The organism is Homoserinimonas sp. A447 (assembly GCF_054489325.1).
Genome location: NZ_JBTMWW010000001.1, coordinates 2,861,959 through 2,877,118 on the forward strand (window position 1 = coordinate 2,861,959; position 15,160 = coordinate 2,877,118).

A 15,160-nucleotide genomic window follows, 5' to 3' on the forward strand; every position below is an offset into this window, starting at 1 on the left:
GCAAATGAGAGAGCTTTTCGGACTTCGACGCGGAATGAGGGAAGTATTTCTCTCTGGAGGCGACAACCTCCTCCTTTTGCGGGAAGGCGAACGGGGGTTGGGCATCGTCGCCGGTAGGGTCGAACCGGTATGAACCGTCCCCTCACCGTCGTCTTCGCCGCGCTCGAAGCCCTGCTCGTTGCCGGCATCGGCATCGGCATCGCGCTCGTGCCGCTCAGCGTGATGTGGGCCTTCCAGTACGGCTTGCAAATCGACTGGATCGTGTTCTGGCGTGCCGCTGCCGACACCTGGATGCTCGGCCACGGTGTCGATATCGCCTTGACTCTCGACCCGCTGACGGCGACCAGCATCGGATTCCCCGACGCCTCCACCCCGTTCGTGCTCACCATCGCACCCCTCGGTTTCGCGCTCCTCACCCTGCTGCTCGCATACCGCGCTGGGCGCCGCATCGCCGAAACGCCGCATTTCATCCTCGGATTGGCGGTCGCCCTCGCTTCCTTCGGGGCGCTGTCGCTGACCGTCGTGCTGACTGCGCTCCACGAGTTCGCGCGGCCGTCCATCTGGCAGGGGGCGCTGCTTCCCACGCTGGTCTTCGCGCTCGGGCTGGCGCTGGGCGGCGGCATCGCCATCCGCCGCCTGACCGCGCTTCAGCGCGCGGGAACGATGAGAACGGATGCCACGGTCGGCGCCATCGCGACGCGCATCGCCGATATCCCGGGCGAGACGGCGGCGCTCATCCGGGCATCCGTAACCGGGGGAGTCGCGGCGGTTGCCGCCATTGTCGCTGCCGCGTCAGTCGCCGTCGCTCTGCTGCTGCTGGTCAACTATGCCGAGGTCATCGCCCTGTATGAGAGCGGGCACGTCGGGGTGCTGGGCGGCGTCGCACTGACCATCGCCCAATTGGCGTTCCTGCCGAACCTGGTCGTTTGGGCGGTTTCCTGGTTTGTCGGGCCCGGCTTCGCGATAGGCGCCGGCTCATCGATCGGCCCGCTCGGCACCAGCCTGGGACCCGTGCCGGCCGTCCCCTTCCTGGGCGCATTGCCCACCGGCGACCTGGCCTGGGGGTTCCTCGGGCTGTTGGTTCCGGTGCTCGCCGGCTTCTTCGCCGGGTTGCTGGTCCGCAGCACGCTGGTGCGGAGCATCCGCATGCCGGTCTCGGTCGGGCGGATGCTTCTGGCGGGGCTGTGCATCGGCGTGGTGGCCGGCATGATCCTCGGGCTGCTCGCCTGGTTCTCGGCTGGGGCGGCCGGGCCGGGACGATTGGTCGAGGTGGGTCCGTCTCCGTGGCTGGTGGCGTTGTTCGCCACGCTCGAGGTGGGTGGGGCGGCTGCGCTCGGGCTGCTCAGCGTGCGCAACCGCGACTGAGGAACCCGCCGTCCGGCGATAAGCTTGACCGGTGCTGAAACTGGTGGTCCTGATCTCTGGCGCCGGGTCGAACCTCCGGTCTCTGCTTGAAGCCGCCGAAGACGCGGAGTTCCCGGCCAGGGTCGTCGCGATCGGTGCCGACCGTGACGCTGACGGCCTCGCGCACGCCGAGGATTTCGGCATCCCGACCTTCACGGTCGCCTACTCCAGCTACCCCGACCGCGAGTCGTGGGGCGCCGCACTGCTTGAGCAGATCCAGCAATGGGAGCCCGACCTGGTCGTGCTGAGCGGCCTGATGCGCCTGCTGCCGCCGTCCGTGGTGGCGGCGCTCGAACCCAACCTGATCAACACGCATCCGGCCTACCTGCCCGAGTTCCCGGGCGCGCACGGCGTGAGGGATGCGATCGCCGCCGGCGTCACCGAAACCGGCGCCAGCGTCATCGCCGTCGACAACGGTGTCGACAGCGGGCCGGTCATCGCCCAGGAGCGGGTGGCCATCCACCCGAACGACACCGAGTCCACCCTGCACGACCGCATCAAGATCGTCGAGCGCCGGCTGCTGGTGCAGGCCGTGCTCGACATCGCCAATGGAAGAATCGACCTCAAGGAGTTGACCGCATGAGCGGCGCGGCACACGACGAAACCGAAATGCTCGAGCGCGGAGTCATCCCGATCCGCCGGGCGCTGATCTCGGTGAGCGACAAGACGGGCCTCCTCGAGCTGGCCGCAGCACTGGCGGGCGCCGGCGTCGAGCTGGTTTCGACCGGGTCGACGGCGAAGGCGATAGCGGATGCCGGACATCCGGTCACCGAGGTTGCCAGCGTGACCGGATTCCCCGAGTCCCTGGACGGTCGCGTGAAGACGCTGCACCCGGCGATCCACGCCGGCATCCTGGCGGACCTGCGGCGCGAGTCGCACCGGGTTCAACTCGAGAATCTCGGCATCGCCCCGTTCGAGCTGATTGTCGTGAACCTGTACCCGTTCGTGCAGACGGTCGCCTCCGGTGCCCCCGCGGCCGATGTGATCGAGAACATCGACATCGGTGGTCCGGCAATGGTGCGGTCGGCGGCAAAGAACCACGCCAATGTCGCGATCGTCGTCTCGCCGGACAGCTACCAACAGGTCATCAAGGCGGCAACGCTCGGTGGCACCACACTTGCCCAGCGCCAGCGGCTGGCCGGTGAGGCGTTCGCGCACACCGCCGCCTATGACTCCGCCGTCGCGGAGTGGTTCGCCGGCAACGTCGGCTTGCGCGCAGAGCACGACGCTCGCGTGGTGTCCCCGGACGAACTGGTCGCGCAGGAAAGCGGGTCGAGCGAGACGGCCGACACGTTCAGCCTCACTGCCAACCTGAAGCAGGCCCTGCGCTATGGCGAGAACTCGCACCAGTCGGCCGCCCTGTACGTCGAGCAGAACGGGCGCGGCATCGCCCAGGCCACCCAACTCCACGGCAAGGACATGTCGTACAACAACTTCGTCGACGCGGATGCCGCCCTGCGGGCCGCGTACGACTTCGATGAGCCGGCGGTGGCGATCATCAAGCACGCGAACCCGTGCGGCATCGCCGTCGGGCATGGGCCGGGCGACTCGATCGCATCCGCCCACGCGCGGGCCCACGCTTGTGACCCGGTTTCGGCGTTCGGAGGGGTGATCGCGGCCAACCGGCCGATCACGCTGGCGGCGGCCGAGTCGATCAAGGACGTGTTCACCGAGGTCATCGTCGCGCCCGACTTCGAGCCGGATGCGCTCCGCCTGCTGACCGCGAAGAAGAACCTCCGCCTGCTGAAACTTCCGGAGGGCTTTGCGCGCGGGGCAACCGAGGTCAGGCAGATCTCCGGGGGGCTCCTCGTGCAGTCGGTCGACAGTTACGCCGGGTTCAGTTCGGCCGGCTGGACCCTCGCCGCCGGCTCACCGGCGGATGCAGACACCATGGAGGACCTCGAGTTCGCCTGGCGGGCGGTGCGCGCCGTGAAGTCGAACGCGATCCTGCTCGCCCATGACGGGGCATCCGTCGGCGTCGGAATGGGTCAGGTCAATCGGGTCGACTCCTGCCACCTTGCGGTGACGCGGGCAGGGGAGCGGGCCGCCGGCAGTGTTGCGGCATCGGACGCGTTCTTCCCATTCGCCGATGGTCTCCAGGTGCTGCTCGATGCCGGCGTTCGCGCCGTCGTGCAGCCCGGTGGTTCGGTGCGCGACGAGGAGGTCATCGCCGCCGCGAAGCAGGCCGGGGTCACCATGTACTTCACCGATGAGCGCCACTTCTTCCACTGACCCACAGGAGCAGTGGTCGGGCATCCGTCTGACGGCTAATAGGCTCTTTGCATGACCCAGAACCCGCCCCTGACCATGCTGCGCCGTATTGCCGCCTCCCTCGCATCCGCTCTCGCGGCGGTCGTCGTCGCGCATCTGGTGACAGTGCTCGTCTTCTTCATTGTCGGCGGCTCAGACCCGGCGATCTTCCAAGGCGTCAGCGACGTCTTCCTGCCGAGCAGCCTGCTCGCGTTCATCCTGCTGGCCGTGGCGGCCTCGCTTGAGGCCTACCGTTTCTGGTACACCTCGATCGCGGTCGGACTCATCGCCGCGGTCGTCGCGGCGATTGCCGGCTATGCGCTCGTGGTGGTCGGCAGCGGTTCGGCGCTCGACGCCGAGGCCTGGACCTTCCTGCTCCAGAGCGTCACCGGCCCGCACCTCGTCTACATCATCGCCACCACCATCATCACGGCCACCCTCGGCAGGAGAGTCTGGAACCTGCTGACCGCCCGCGGCGCCCGCACCGGCAACGCATCGGAACGCCGTATCGCCCTGGTGCGCTTGCCGGCCAGCAACCTTGCCGAAGGCCAGGTCACCCACATTGAGCGCACTACGGTCGACACCGAGCTGGCCGACCAGCAGTGGGAGAACTACGTACAGGCTCTGGATGCTGCCGGCTGGGAGACCGTGGAGGTCGCCGCTGCAGACACCCACGCCGACTCCGTCTTCGTCGAGGACACCATCGTCATGTTCGGGTCGACCGCGGTAGTCGGGAGTCCGGGCTCCGAGTCGCGCATCGGTGAGACCGAGGCCGTTGAGGCGGAGGCACGCCGGCTCGGCCAGCGCATCGAGCGGATCCAGACCCCCGGAACACTGGACGGCGGCGACGTGCTGAAGGTTGGACGCACCGTCTACGTCGGCCGCGGCGGACGCACCAACGCCGAGGGCATCCGCCAACTGCGGGCGATCGTCGGCCCGCTCGGGTACTCGGTGGTCGCCGTGCCGATGACGAAGGCATTGCACCTGAAGACCGCGGCGACGGCGTTGCCCGACGGAACGGTCATCGGCTTGCCGTCGCTGCTCGAGGACACCAGCATCTTCGAACGGTTCCTCGCCGTACCGGAGGCTGAAGGCACCGCGGTGGTCGTGCTCGACCACGACAGCGTGCTGATGTCATCCGCCGCCCCGAAGACCGCGGCGATGATCGAGGACCTCGGCTACAACGTCACCACGGTCGACATCAGTGAGTTCGAGAAGCTCGAGGGCTGCGTGACCTGCCTGTCGGTGCGAGTTCGGTAGCTTACGGCAGCAGGGAGTCCAGGTCGGGTTCGGCGAAGATGATGCCGTGCTGCATCGCCGTGGCCCCGAGCTTCTCCAGGGCAGGACGCTCGATCGTCTGGGTGAAGCGCGGCATGATCAGGGTGGTCCTGGTGGCCTCCGCTGTCGTCGTGTAGGTGGCGAAGATGTCACGCGCGGCCTGCGGGTTGTTCTGGGCGAATGTCAGCGACTTCTTGACCGCCGCGTTGAAGCGCTCGGCCAGCTCGGGATCCTTCTCCATCGTTTCGGTGGAGGTGAAGAACGCCGCCACATTGAGGTAGTTCACGTACTCGACGTACGGGTAGCTCAGCACCCGGTGCCCGGCCTCGACGGCCCAGCTGAGGTACGGCTCGACCAGGAAGGCGACATCGGTCTCGCCGCTTTCCAGCGCGCCGATGGCTGCGCCCGGAAGCACCTTGACGAAGTGGACTCCGGCAGGGTTCCCGCCGTCATCGGAGATCATGCCCTGGACAACGGTCTCATCCAGGCTGCGGGGGGCGGCCGTTGAAACGTTCTTGCCCTGGATGTCGGTCATCGTCGTGATCGGCGAATCCTGCGTCACCACGAGGGCAGCAAAATCGGAATTGGGGTCGCTGGTCGATGAGTAGGCTCCGCTGAGCACCTTGATCGGGGTGCCCTCCCCGTGCTCGACCAGGAGCGTGAGGGTGTCGCTGAGGCCGAAGTGGGCGTTCCCGGCGGCAACCATCTCGACCACGGCTTTGCTGTCGGGCGGCAACGAGTTGATCGTGAGGGCGATGCCCTCGTCGGCGAAGAAGCCCTCCTGCACGCCGAGATAGACCGCTGCCGAGCCGATCAGGGGCTCCACGGCGATGGTCACATCGTCGAGGCCGCTGGTGCCGGGATCGGTGAAAAGGCCGGCGCATCCGCTCAACCCGAGTGACACGACCGCGACAGTAGCAATGCCCGTCAGCACGCGTTGTCTCATAGTTCTCCCCCTGGACCCATCGACGTTGATTCACTTTCGCAGACTGTCGGGCACATGTTAAGCACCATTACGAGGGGTTAACGCCGCGTAGCGCCGGTGTGTCAGTTGTCGTCCGGGCTTACGACACCTAGGCTGGAAGGCTGCCGAAACGACAACAGGACTCCCTTGCCACACGCATCATCCCCAGAACAGCGCGCCCCAAAAAGGGGCGACACCTTCCGGTCGATCCGCCGTATCTATCCGTACGCTCGACCGGCGATGCCGCGCATCTACCTGGGCATGCTCGCCGCGCTCATCGCCGGGGTGGTGGCACTCCTCATCCCGCAGGTGCTGCGGGTGATCATCGACGGGCCGCTGAAGGATGGCGATAGCAGCGAACTGCTCGGCCCCGTGCTCCTGGTCCTCGGGCTCGGCATTCTCGAAGCCGTGATGATCTGGTTCCGGCGGTGGCTGGTGCTCGAGCCGGGCACCCACATCGAGGCTGATATGCGGAACAGCTTCTACCGCCAGTTGCAGAACCTGCCGGTGAACTTCCACGACCGCTGGCCGAGCGGGCAGTTGCTGTCGCGGGCGGTGAGCGACCTGAACCTGATCCGCCGCTGGATCTCGTTCGGCCTGGTGCTGCTGATCGTCAACACCATCACCATCGCGATCGGGTTCGCCTTCCTGGTCGGCATCAACTGGATGCTCGGGGTGCTGTTCCTGGTGTGCTCCATACCCTTGTGGATCTATGGCTACGTGTTCGAGAGCAAGTATTCGACGGTGGCGCGCCGCAGCCAGGACCAGACCGGTGACCTGGCGACGTCCGTCGAGGAGGCGGTGCATGGCATCCGCGTCCTGAAAGCGTTCGGGCGAGGCAAGGACGCGCTCAGGAACTTCGGAAACCAGGCCGAAGGTCTGCGTACCACCGAGATCGAGAAAGCGAAGGCGGTGGCCGGCATCTGGTTGTGGCTGCTGCTGGTTCCCGACGTCACTTTTGCACTCGGGCTGCTGGGCGGGGTCTGGCTGGCGGCATCCGGTGAGCTCAGCGTCGGCGAATTGGTGGCGTTCTTCGCCACCGCCACCGTGCTGCGGTTCCCGGTCGAGTCGATCGGCTTCCTGCTGTCGATGACCTTCGACACCCGCACCGCGGTCGACCGTTACTTCGAGGTAATGGACTCCGTCAACACGATCACCGACTCCGACCAGCCCCAGACGATCGGCGAACCGGTCGGCAGGCTGGTGTTCGATGACCTCCATTTCCGGTACCAGGATGCGCCGGATGCCGCGCGGGACCTTCTCGACGGCGTCGACCTCGAGCTGCTCCCGGGCGAGACGATGGCGCTGGTCGGGCTGACCGGCTCAGGCAAGTCCACGCTGACCGCGCTCACCACCAGGCTCTACGACGCGACCGGCGGCACCATCCGCCTGGACGGTGTGGACATCCGCGACCTCACCCTGTCCGAACTTCGCGGGCACATCGCGATGGCGTTCGAAGACGCCATCCTGTTCTCCGCCACCGTGCGGGACAACGTGCTGCTGGGCGCTCCGGATGGCTCCGACGAAGAACTCGAGGAAGCGCTCGCGATCGCGCAGGCCGAGTTCGTCTACGACCTGCCGAAGGGCCTCGACACCATGATCGGCGAGGAAGGGATGAGCCTGTCCGGAGGGCAGCGGCAGCGACTCGCCCTCGCCCGGGCGGTGGCGGCGAAGCCGTCGGTGCTGGTGCTCGATGACCCGCTTTCGGCGCTCGACGTGGACACCGAGGCGCTCGTCGAGGCGGCACTTCGCGAAGTCCTCGCCTCGACGACGGCCCTGATCGTCGCGCACCGTCCGTCGACGGTCATGCTCGCCGACCGCGTCGCCCTGCTGCAACGCGGCCGGGTCACGGCCGTGGGCACCCACTCGGAGTTGCTCGCGACCAGCGAGCACTACCGGTTCGTCATCTCGAGCCTGGAAGACGAACTCAAGCGCGACCGGGAGGCGAAGCGATGAGCGTGTTCGGCGTCGAGGGGGAGGAGCGCGACGACTTCACCCGGATCGAGAGCCGCGCCATCCGCGACCGCTCGGTGCGCCTGCTGGGTGTGCTGGTTCGACCGCTCTGGGGACGCATCATCCTGACCATGGTCGTCGTCGTGGTCAGCACCGTCGCCCAGGTTGCCGGCCCGGCGCTCATCGCGCTGGGCATCGACCGCGGGCTCCCCTCCCTGGTGGACGGCGACTGGGCCCCGCTCCTCTTCATCGTCGCCGTGTACCTGACGGCCGCGATCGTCGGCGCTGTGCTGATCTCCTGGTACACCGTGCTGGTGGCCAGGGTCAGCCAGGCCGTACTCATCGACCTGCGCAAGCGGGTCTTCCGGCACACCCAGAAGCTGAGCCTCGAATTCCACGAGAACTACACCTCCGGGCGGATCATCGCACGCCAGACCAGCGACCTGGACTCCATCAGGGAGCTGCTCGACTCCGGCATCAACCAGCTGGTGCAGGGCAGCCTCTACATGGTGTTCATCGCCGGGGCCATGTTCTGGGTGGACTGGGTGAGCGGAGTCGTGCTGTTCGGCTTCCTCATCCCGCTCGGATTCCTGTTCCGCTGGTTCCAGGTTCGCTCGCAGGCCGGATTCCGTCGCACGCGCGTCGCATCCGCCAAGGTCATCGTCCACTTCGTCGAGACGATGACCGGTATCCGCGCGGTGAAGGCGTTCCGTAAGGAGAAGCGGAACGAGGCCGTGTTCGGCGACCACGTCGAGGAGTACCGCCAGGCCAACAGCAACGTCATCATGCTGTTCGGCATCTTCTACCCTGGGCTGGTGCTGATCGGCAACCTCGCCCTGGGGGCGGTGCTCCTGGTCGGGGGGCTGCGGGTGGCAGACGGCCAGCTCGCGATCGGTGCGCTGCTCGCCGTGCTGCTGTACACCCGGCAGTTCTTCGGCCCGGCCGAAGAGATGGCGATGTTCTACAACTCCTACCAATCGGCGGCCGCCGCCCTGGAGAAGATCTCCGGCGTGCTCGAGGAGGAACCGAGTGTTCCCGACCCGACGACGCCGATCGACCTGTGGCAGGCGAAGGGCACGGTCAGTTTCGAGGAGGCCGAATTCGCCTACACGGCCGACCGCGTCGTGCTGCCGGAATTCGACCTCACCCTGCCGGCCGGTCAGACCGTTGCACTGGTTGGTTCGACGGGCGCTGGCAAGTCGACGCTCGCCAAGCTGATCTCGCGTTTCTACGACCCGACCAGCGGCCGGGTCACCCTCGACGGCGTCGACCTGAAACGCCTGCACCCGAAGGACCTGCGCCGCGCCATCGTCATGGTCACGCAGGAGGCCTACCTCTTCTCCGGCACGGTCGCCGACAACATCGCGCTCGGAAAACCGGATGCGACGCGCGAGGAAATCATGCAAGCCGCCCAGGCGGTCGGCGCCCACGAATTCATCGAGGGCCTGCCGAACGGCTACGACACGGACGTCAACAAGCGCGGGGGCCGAGTCAGTGCCGGCCAGCGGCAGCTGGTCTCCTTCGCCCGGGCATTCCTCGCGAACCCGGTCGTGCTGATCCTCGATGAGGCGACAGCGTCGCTCGACATTCCGAGCGAGCGTCTCGTGCAGAACGGGCTGCAAACGCTGCTCGCCGACCGAACCGCGATCATCATCGCCCATCGCCTGTCCACCGTCGCGATCGCCGACCGGGTGCTGGTGATGGAGCACGGACGCATCATCGAAGACGGTTCCCCGAACGAGCTGATCAGCGGCACCGGCAAGTTCTCCGAGATGCACGCCGCCTGGCGCGACTCGCTGGTGTAGTTCGGGGGTCGCGTTCGGCACTACGCAGCTCGCTGCGGGCTAAGGCTCGTACCGAGCGGCCCGCAGGTTGATGCGGTAGCTTCCGGATGCTCCCCACACCAGCGGGGTTCCCTCCGCCCGGTAGAACTCGAGCGCCTGACCTTCATGGCATTGGGGTGGATGCCCGCTGGCCCTGATCACGCGCCACCACGGCACGTCGCTGCCCCCGTAAGCCATGACCTTGCCCACCGCCCGCGGCGCCCGCGACCCGATGGCAGCGGCAATGTCGCCGTAGGTCATGACCTGCCCGGGCGGGATCGACTCGACGACACCGAGCACCCGCTCGAAAAAGTCGTCAGCGGGAGCGGACGGTCCGGACGCGGTGGTCACAACTCGATGGCGCCGACCTTTTCGCCGTACTGGGTCTCATCCACCACAACGAAGCCGACTCGCTTGAAGAACTCTTCCGGGCTGTCCTCGCCCGGCTCCCAGATCACGGTGAGCCGCGAGAACCCGCGCTTGCGCGCCTCGTCCGCTGTCTCCTTGACCACGAACTTGCCGACGCCCTTGCCCTGGGCCTCGGCGGAAACGTTCATCCGCCAAATGCAGCTCCGGAACTCCTCTTCGTGAGCGTCGGCGTCGAAATTGGCCATGATGAATGCGAGCACCTCGCCTTCGCCGTCAACGACGACACGCGACCAGCTGGTGCTCGGGTCGAGGAATGGCCCGGCCATGGCGTACGACACAGGAGCGATGTACTGCTCCTGCCCGGGCTTCATGGTGAGGCTGTTCGCCGCAACAACGTTTTTGGCAGACAGCTCTTCCAGTCTCAACTCATCCATGGTTTCAGGCTATCGTCCAAGACCGGTTCCGGGTAGGGCCCGGATGCGTCGTGTGCAGAACTATCTTGATGTCGAGATACTTGTTGGAACAGGTAAGCTGTCCTGAGCGAATTAAAACGCAGACTTCGCGGCACGTTTCGCGGCCGCCCATCCCTAACAAGGCCCCCCACGAACTGAGGAGTACCGGTGTCGAAAATCAAGGTTGAAGGAACAGTCGTCGAGCTCGACGGCGATGAGATGACCCGCATCATCTGGCAGAAGATCAAGGACACTCTCATCCACCCGTACCTCGACATCAACCTCGAGTATTACGACCTCGGCATCGAGAAGCGTGACGAGACGGATGACCAGATCACCATCGACGCGGCCCACGCCATCCAGAAGCACGGCGTCGGCGTCAAGTGCGCAACCATCACGCCGGATGAGGCGCGGGTCGAGGAGTTCGGCCTGAAGAAGATGTGGAAGTCGCCGAACGGCACCATCCGCAACATCCTCGGCGGCGTGATCTTCCGCGAGCCGATCATCATCTCGAACATTCCGCGACTGGTCCCCGGCTGGAACAAGCCGATCATCATCGGCCGCCACGCCTTCGGCGACCAGTACCGTGCCACGGACTTCCGGTTCGCCGGCGAGGGCACGCTCAAGGTCAGCTTCACCCCGAAAGACGGCTCGGCCGCGCAGGAGTTCGAAGTGTTCCAGTCGCCGGGCGACGGCATCGCCCAGGTGCAGTACAACCTGGATGCGTCGATTCGCGACTTCGCCCGTGCTTCCCTCAACTACGGGCTCAGCCGCAACTACCCGGTGTACCTGTCGACGAAGAACACTATCCTCAAGGCCTACGACGGTCGCTTCAAGGACATCTTCGAGGAGATCTACCAGTCCGAGTTCAAGCAGCAATTCGAAGCTGCCGGACTCACCTACGAGCACCGCTTGATCGACGACATGGTGGCATCCGCCATGAAATGGGAGGGCGGCTACGTCTGGGCCTGCAAGAACTATGACGGCGACGTGCAGTCCGACACCGTTGCGCAGGGCTTCGGTTCGCTCGGGCTGATGACCTCCGTTCTGGCGACGCCGGACGGCAAGGTGGTCGAGGCCGAGGCCGCCCACGGAACCGTGACCAGGCACTACCGCCAGCACCAGGCCGGCAAGCCGACGTCGACCAACCCGATCGCGTCCATCTACGCGTGGACCCGGGGCCTCGCGCACCGCGGCAAGCTGGACGGCAACCAGGCGCTGATCGACTTCAGCCTCGCACTCGAGGATGTCGTCATCAAGACGGTCGAGGCCGGCCACATGACCAAGGACCTCGCGCTCCTCGTCGGGCCGGATCAGGCGTACCAGACCACCGAGGAGTTCCTCGCGACGCTGGACGCCAACCTCCAGGCGCGTATGGCGTAAGCCGCTGCACGAACTACGAAGGCCTCCACCCATTTGGGCGGAGGCCTTCGTCATTCCGGTGAGGGGCGTGGAGTTACGCGGTGACTTCGGACTGCGGTTCCTTCGCGGCCGACATGATTTCGACCTTGCGGGGCTTCGCCTTCTCGCTCACCGGGATCATGACGCTGAGCACACCGTTGTCGTAGTGCGCGCTGATGTTCTCGGTGTCGATGCCGTCGCCGAGGTTGAGCTGGCGGAGGAACGATCCGCTCGGGCGCTCGTGTGCCAGCCACTTCACACCCTCGTCACTACGCGCAGTGCGCTCAGCGCGGATGGTCAGCAACTGTCCATCCACATCGACGTCGACCGAGCCGGGGTCGATGCCCGGGAGATCGGCGTTCAGGATGTAGTGATCGCCCTGACGGTGCAGGTCGATTGGCATGAAACGAGGTCCCTGCTGCGAGTCGAGCAGGTTCGCCGCGAGGCGATCCAGTTCACGGAATGGGTCGAAGTACATGGCCATTTCAGTCAACTCCTTCACATCGGGCCCCGGAGGGGCGGTGCAATTTGAGGTTTACAAGAGTTGAGTCAAGTCGACTCAACTACAGAAAAATGTTAGCACTCTCATCGGGAGAGCGCCAAGAATATTCGGTCCGGAAATCTCTTGCAATTAATTAGTTCGTAAGGTTTACTAACAAACATGACCGCAACGAGGCGTGGCACGATTCCGGCGACAGGCCGGGCCGGGGGATACTCCCCCGGACGCGTGCTGCGCCCGAGCGCCAAGATCCTTCCCGAGCATGCCCGCGGGCACAACCGGTCCCTCGTCCTGCAGACGTTGTACCGGTCTGGCGAGCAGAGCCGGGCCGACATAGCGCGGGGCACCGGGCTCACCCGGGTCACCATCTCCGACCTGGTCGCCGAACTCATGGGCGAAGGCCTGGTCATTGAAACCGGGCAGAGTGCGAACATCCGCCCAGGCAAACCGTCAACGTTGCTGGCGATGAACCTCTCGGCTTACCAGATCATCGGAATCGACCTCAGCGACTACGCGCTGTTCCGCGGTGCCGTGCTCGACCTCGGTGGCAACATCCTCAGTCGGGCCGACATCCCACTCGCGGGAAGCACCGGTGCGGATGCCACGGCCAAGGTTGTCACGCTCGTCGAGACCCTGATCGGCCAGGCCACCGGGCGCATCCTCGGGGTTGGCGTCGGCTCGCCCGGCGTCGTCGACCGCGACGGTGTCGTGCTCCGGGCGCCCAACCTCGGCTGGAACGACGAACGGCTTCAGTCCACGCTGAACGACAGGTTCTCCCTCCCGGTGCTCGTCGCCAACGACGCGAACGCCGCCGTACTGGCCGAGCACAGCTTCGGCGGAGCAGACCAGGACCTGATGCTGATCAAGGTTGGTCACGGCGTCGGAAGCGCGCTGCTGCTCGGCGGGTCCCTCCTCTACGGGAGCCGCTTCGCTGCAGGCGAGATCGGCCACGTCGTGGTCGGCACCGGCGACGGAACACCCTGTGTGTGCGGAAAGAGCGGATGCCTGGAAACCTGGCTGGCCGCCCCGCGACTCGACGCCCAGCTGGATGGGGCGGACGCATCCGCTCGCCACCACATTCTTCGGGAGGCCGGCCTGCACCTGGGGCTCGCACTGGCACCCGTGGTCGGAGCGCTCAACCTGGCAGAAGTCGTGCTGAGCGGACCGGCCGAACTGCTTGATGGGGCGCTCACCACTGCCACCATCGAGACACTCCGCAACCGAACGATGGCAGAGTTCCACGGCGATCTCGCGGTACGGATGACGACGCTCGGGGAGGACATAGTCATGCGCGGCGCTGCCGTGATGGTGCTCTCCGGGCAGCTCGGGGTCTCCTGACCCACCACTGGTGCGGCCATCCGGTCGTACACCCGGCACCAAGAGAAGGACAACACAATGAATAAGAAGCTCGGCACGGTTGCCATAGCAACCGCCGCCGCTCTCATCCTTGTCGGATGCTCCACCACTGAACCGGCAGCTGAAGGCGGAACTGACATCACGATGTGGCTGATGGGCGGTGACACCCCGGATGAGCTGCGCGACTACCTTAAGACAGAGTACGCAGACGCAACCGGGGGCACCCTCACTATCGAGGAGCAGGCGTGGGGCGATGCGTTGGCAAAGCTGACCACCTCGCTGCCTGATTCAGAGAATACCCCCGACGTCGTCGAGATCGGGAACACCTGGTCGCCCACCTTCACCGGTGTCGGCGCGTTCTCCGACCTCAGCGACATCTACGAGGAACTCGGCGGCGACAAGCTGCTGCCGTCGTTCGTCGAGGTCGGCGAGGTCGACGGAGCCAAGATGGCGCTGCCGTACTACTTCGGCTCGCGCTACGTCTTCTACCGGAAGGACATCTGGGAGGCTGCCGGCAAGGACGTCCCGGCCACGCTCGAGGAGTTCAACCAGACCGCGGCAGAGCTGAGGACGGATGGCCAGTCCGGCTTCTACCTCGGCGGCCAGGACTGGCGCAACGGCGTCTCGTGGATCTTCGCGAACGACGGTGAACTCGCGGTGAAGGACGGCGACAAGTGGGTGTCATCGCTCTCCGACCCGAACACGATCAAGGGACTCGAGCAGCTTCAGGAGCTCTACACGAGCGCCTCGAACGCCCCGGTGACCGAGGCGGACAGCACGCCATGGGTGAACATCAACAACAACGACGCGACGGGTGCTCCTGAGGCGGCAACCATCATCGCTCCCGGATGGGCCCACTGGTCGATCGGTGACCTGGCCCCGGACCCCGCGGATGACACCAAGACGATCGCCACCTGGAACGACGACGTCTTCGGCGTCTTCCCGCTCCCGGGTGCCGATGGGGGTGCTGCTCCGGTCTTCGCCGGCGGCTCCAACATCGCGATCTCAGCGGCAAGCGAGAACCAGGAAGCGTCGAAAGACCTGCTGAGGATCATCTTCTCGGAGGAGTACCAGACGCTGCTCGGCCAGAACGGCCTCGGCCCGGCCAATCTGGACTACGCATCCGCTCTCGGTGACGACATCTTCGCGCAGGCCCTGGTCGACTCCGCAGCCAACTCGAAGCTGACCCCGGCCGCACCCGGCTGGGCCTCGGTCGAGGGCTCCGGCCTGCTGGAGGAGTTCTTCGGCAAGGTGGCCGCCGGTGGCGACATCGAGGCACTCGCCGAAGAGTACGACGCCAAGATCAGCGAACTGCTCAACTGAGTTCGCCCCACCCCTGTGGGTTGAGTAGGTCGCTGAGCGACCTACTCAACCCACAAAATTTGATCAACCCACGAGACAACACCTGAAG

Annotated in this window: 13 protein-coding genes; 9 read left to right on the forward strand and 4 right to left on the reverse strand. The window is 65.9% G+C overall.

From position 1 onward, the window contains the following. Nucleotides 1–129: 129 nt before the first annotated feature. Genes ACX3O0_RS14180 through ddaH form a run of 4 tightly spaced genes read left to right on the forward strand, consistent with a single transcriptional unit; the run spans nucleotide 130 to nucleotide 4,914 of the window. Nucleotides 130–1,365, forward strand: coding sequence for a cell division protein PerM (locus ACX3O0_RS14180; protein WP_459108139.1), 1,236 nt, complete (start codon nucleotides 130–132; stop codon nucleotides 1,363–1,365). A 31-nt stretch (nucleotides 1,366–1,396) separates the two neighbouring features. Further along, nucleotides 1,397–1,987: a phosphoribosylglycinamide formyltransferase gene (gene purN, locus ACX3O0_RS14185; protein WP_459093016.1), complete on the forward strand. Its 591-nt coding sequence runs from the start codon at nucleotides 1,397–1,399 to the stop codon at nucleotides 1,985–1,987. Further along, the gene (gene purH, locus ACX3O0_RS14190; RefSeq protein WP_459108140.1) at nucleotides 1,984–3,636 is read left to right on the forward strand and encodes a bifunctional phosphoribosylaminoimidazolecarboxamide formyltransferase/IMP cyclohydrolase; all 1,653 of its coding nucleotides are present in this window, start codon (nucleotides 1,984–1,986) and stop codon (nucleotides 3,634–3,636) included. Before purN ends, purH begins: the two co-directional genes overlap by 4 nt. 51 nt (nucleotides 3,637–3,687) lie before the next feature. Then, nucleotides 3,688–4,914, forward strand: a complete 1,227-nt coding sequence (ddaH, locus tag ACX3O0_RS14195; protein WP_459108141.1) for a dimethylargininase — start codon at nucleotides 3,688–3,690, stop codon at nucleotides 4,912–4,914. A gap of 1 nt (nucleotide 4,915) precedes the next feature. Here ddaH and ACX3O0_RS14200 read toward each other — a convergent pair whose 3' ends face one another. Further along, nucleotides 4,916–5,878 carry an ABC transporter substrate-binding protein gene (locus ACX3O0_RS14200; RefSeq protein WP_459093019.1) on the reverse strand — a complete coding sequence of 321 codons (963 nt, stop codon included), beginning with the start codon at nucleotides 5,876–5,878 and terminating at the stop codon, nucleotides 4,916–4,918. Between the two features lie 258 nt (nucleotides 5,879–6,136). On the opposite strand from ACX3O0_RS14200, the gene ACX3O0_RS14205 reads away from it, so the two are divergent. Further along, entirely contained in the window at nucleotides 6,137–7,852 is a 1,716-nt protein-coding gene (locus tag ACX3O0_RS14205) for an ABC transporter ATP-binding protein (protein ID WP_459093020.1), read from the forward strand. Beyond that, nucleotides 7,849–9,654 carry an ABC transporter ATP-binding protein gene (locus tag ACX3O0_RS14210; RefSeq protein WP_459108142.1) on the forward strand — a complete coding sequence of 602 codons (1,806 nt, stop codon included), beginning with the start codon at nucleotides 7,849–7,851 and terminating at the stop codon, nucleotides 9,652–9,654. The genes ACX3O0_RS14205 and ACX3O0_RS14210 overlap by 4 nt, the downstream gene beginning before the upstream one ends. Nucleotides 9,655–9,693: 39 nt before the next feature. Here the strand turns inward: ACX3O0_RS14210 and ACX3O0_RS14215 are convergent, their stop codons facing one another. Together ACX3O0_RS14215 and ACX3O0_RS14220 are read right to left on the reverse strand one after the other, a co-directional pair. After that, entirely contained in the window at nucleotides 9,694–10,023 is a 330-nt protein-coding gene (locus tag ACX3O0_RS14215) for an MGMT family protein (RefSeq protein WP_459108143.1), read from the reverse strand. Next, nucleotides 10,020–10,475 carry a GNAT family N-acetyltransferase gene (locus ACX3O0_RS14220; protein ID WP_459093023.1) on the reverse strand — a complete coding sequence of 152 codons (456 nt, stop codon included), beginning with the start codon at nucleotides 10,473–10,475 and terminating at the stop codon, nucleotides 10,020–10,022. Before ACX3O0_RS14220 ends, ACX3O0_RS14215 begins: the two co-directional genes overlap by 4 nt. Before the next feature lie 186 nt (nucleotides 10,476–10,661). On the opposite strand from ACX3O0_RS14220, the gene ACX3O0_RS14225 reads away from it, so the two are divergent. Then, on the forward strand, nucleotides 10,662–11,876 hold the full coding sequence (locus tag ACX3O0_RS14225; protein WP_459093024.1) for an NADP-dependent isocitrate dehydrogenase: 1,215 nt from the start codon (nucleotides 10,662–10,664) through the stop codon (nucleotides 11,874–11,876). A gap of 73 nt (nucleotides 11,877–11,949) precedes the next feature. On the opposite strand, the gene ACX3O0_RS14230 is transcribed toward ACX3O0_RS14225, so the two are convergent. After that, entirely contained in the window at nucleotides 11,950–12,378 is a 429-nt protein-coding gene (locus tag ACX3O0_RS14230) for an Hsp20/alpha crystallin family protein (RefSeq protein WP_459093025.1), read from the reverse strand. 177 nt (nucleotides 12,379–12,555) lie between these two features. On the opposite strand from ACX3O0_RS14230, the gene ACX3O0_RS14235 reads away from it, so the two are divergent. Then, on the forward strand, nucleotides 12,556–13,731 hold the full coding sequence (locus tag ACX3O0_RS14235) for an ROK family protein (protein ID WP_459093026.1): 1,176 nt from the start codon (nucleotides 12,556–12,558) through the stop codon (nucleotides 13,729–13,731). 57 nt (nucleotides 13,732–13,788) lie between these two features. After that, nucleotides 13,789–15,072, forward strand: a complete 1,284-nt coding sequence (locus ACX3O0_RS14240) for an extracellular solute-binding protein (protein ID WP_459093027.1) — start codon at nucleotides 13,789–13,791, stop codon at nucleotides 15,070–15,072. Nucleotides 15,073–15,160: the final 88 nt, after the last annotated feature.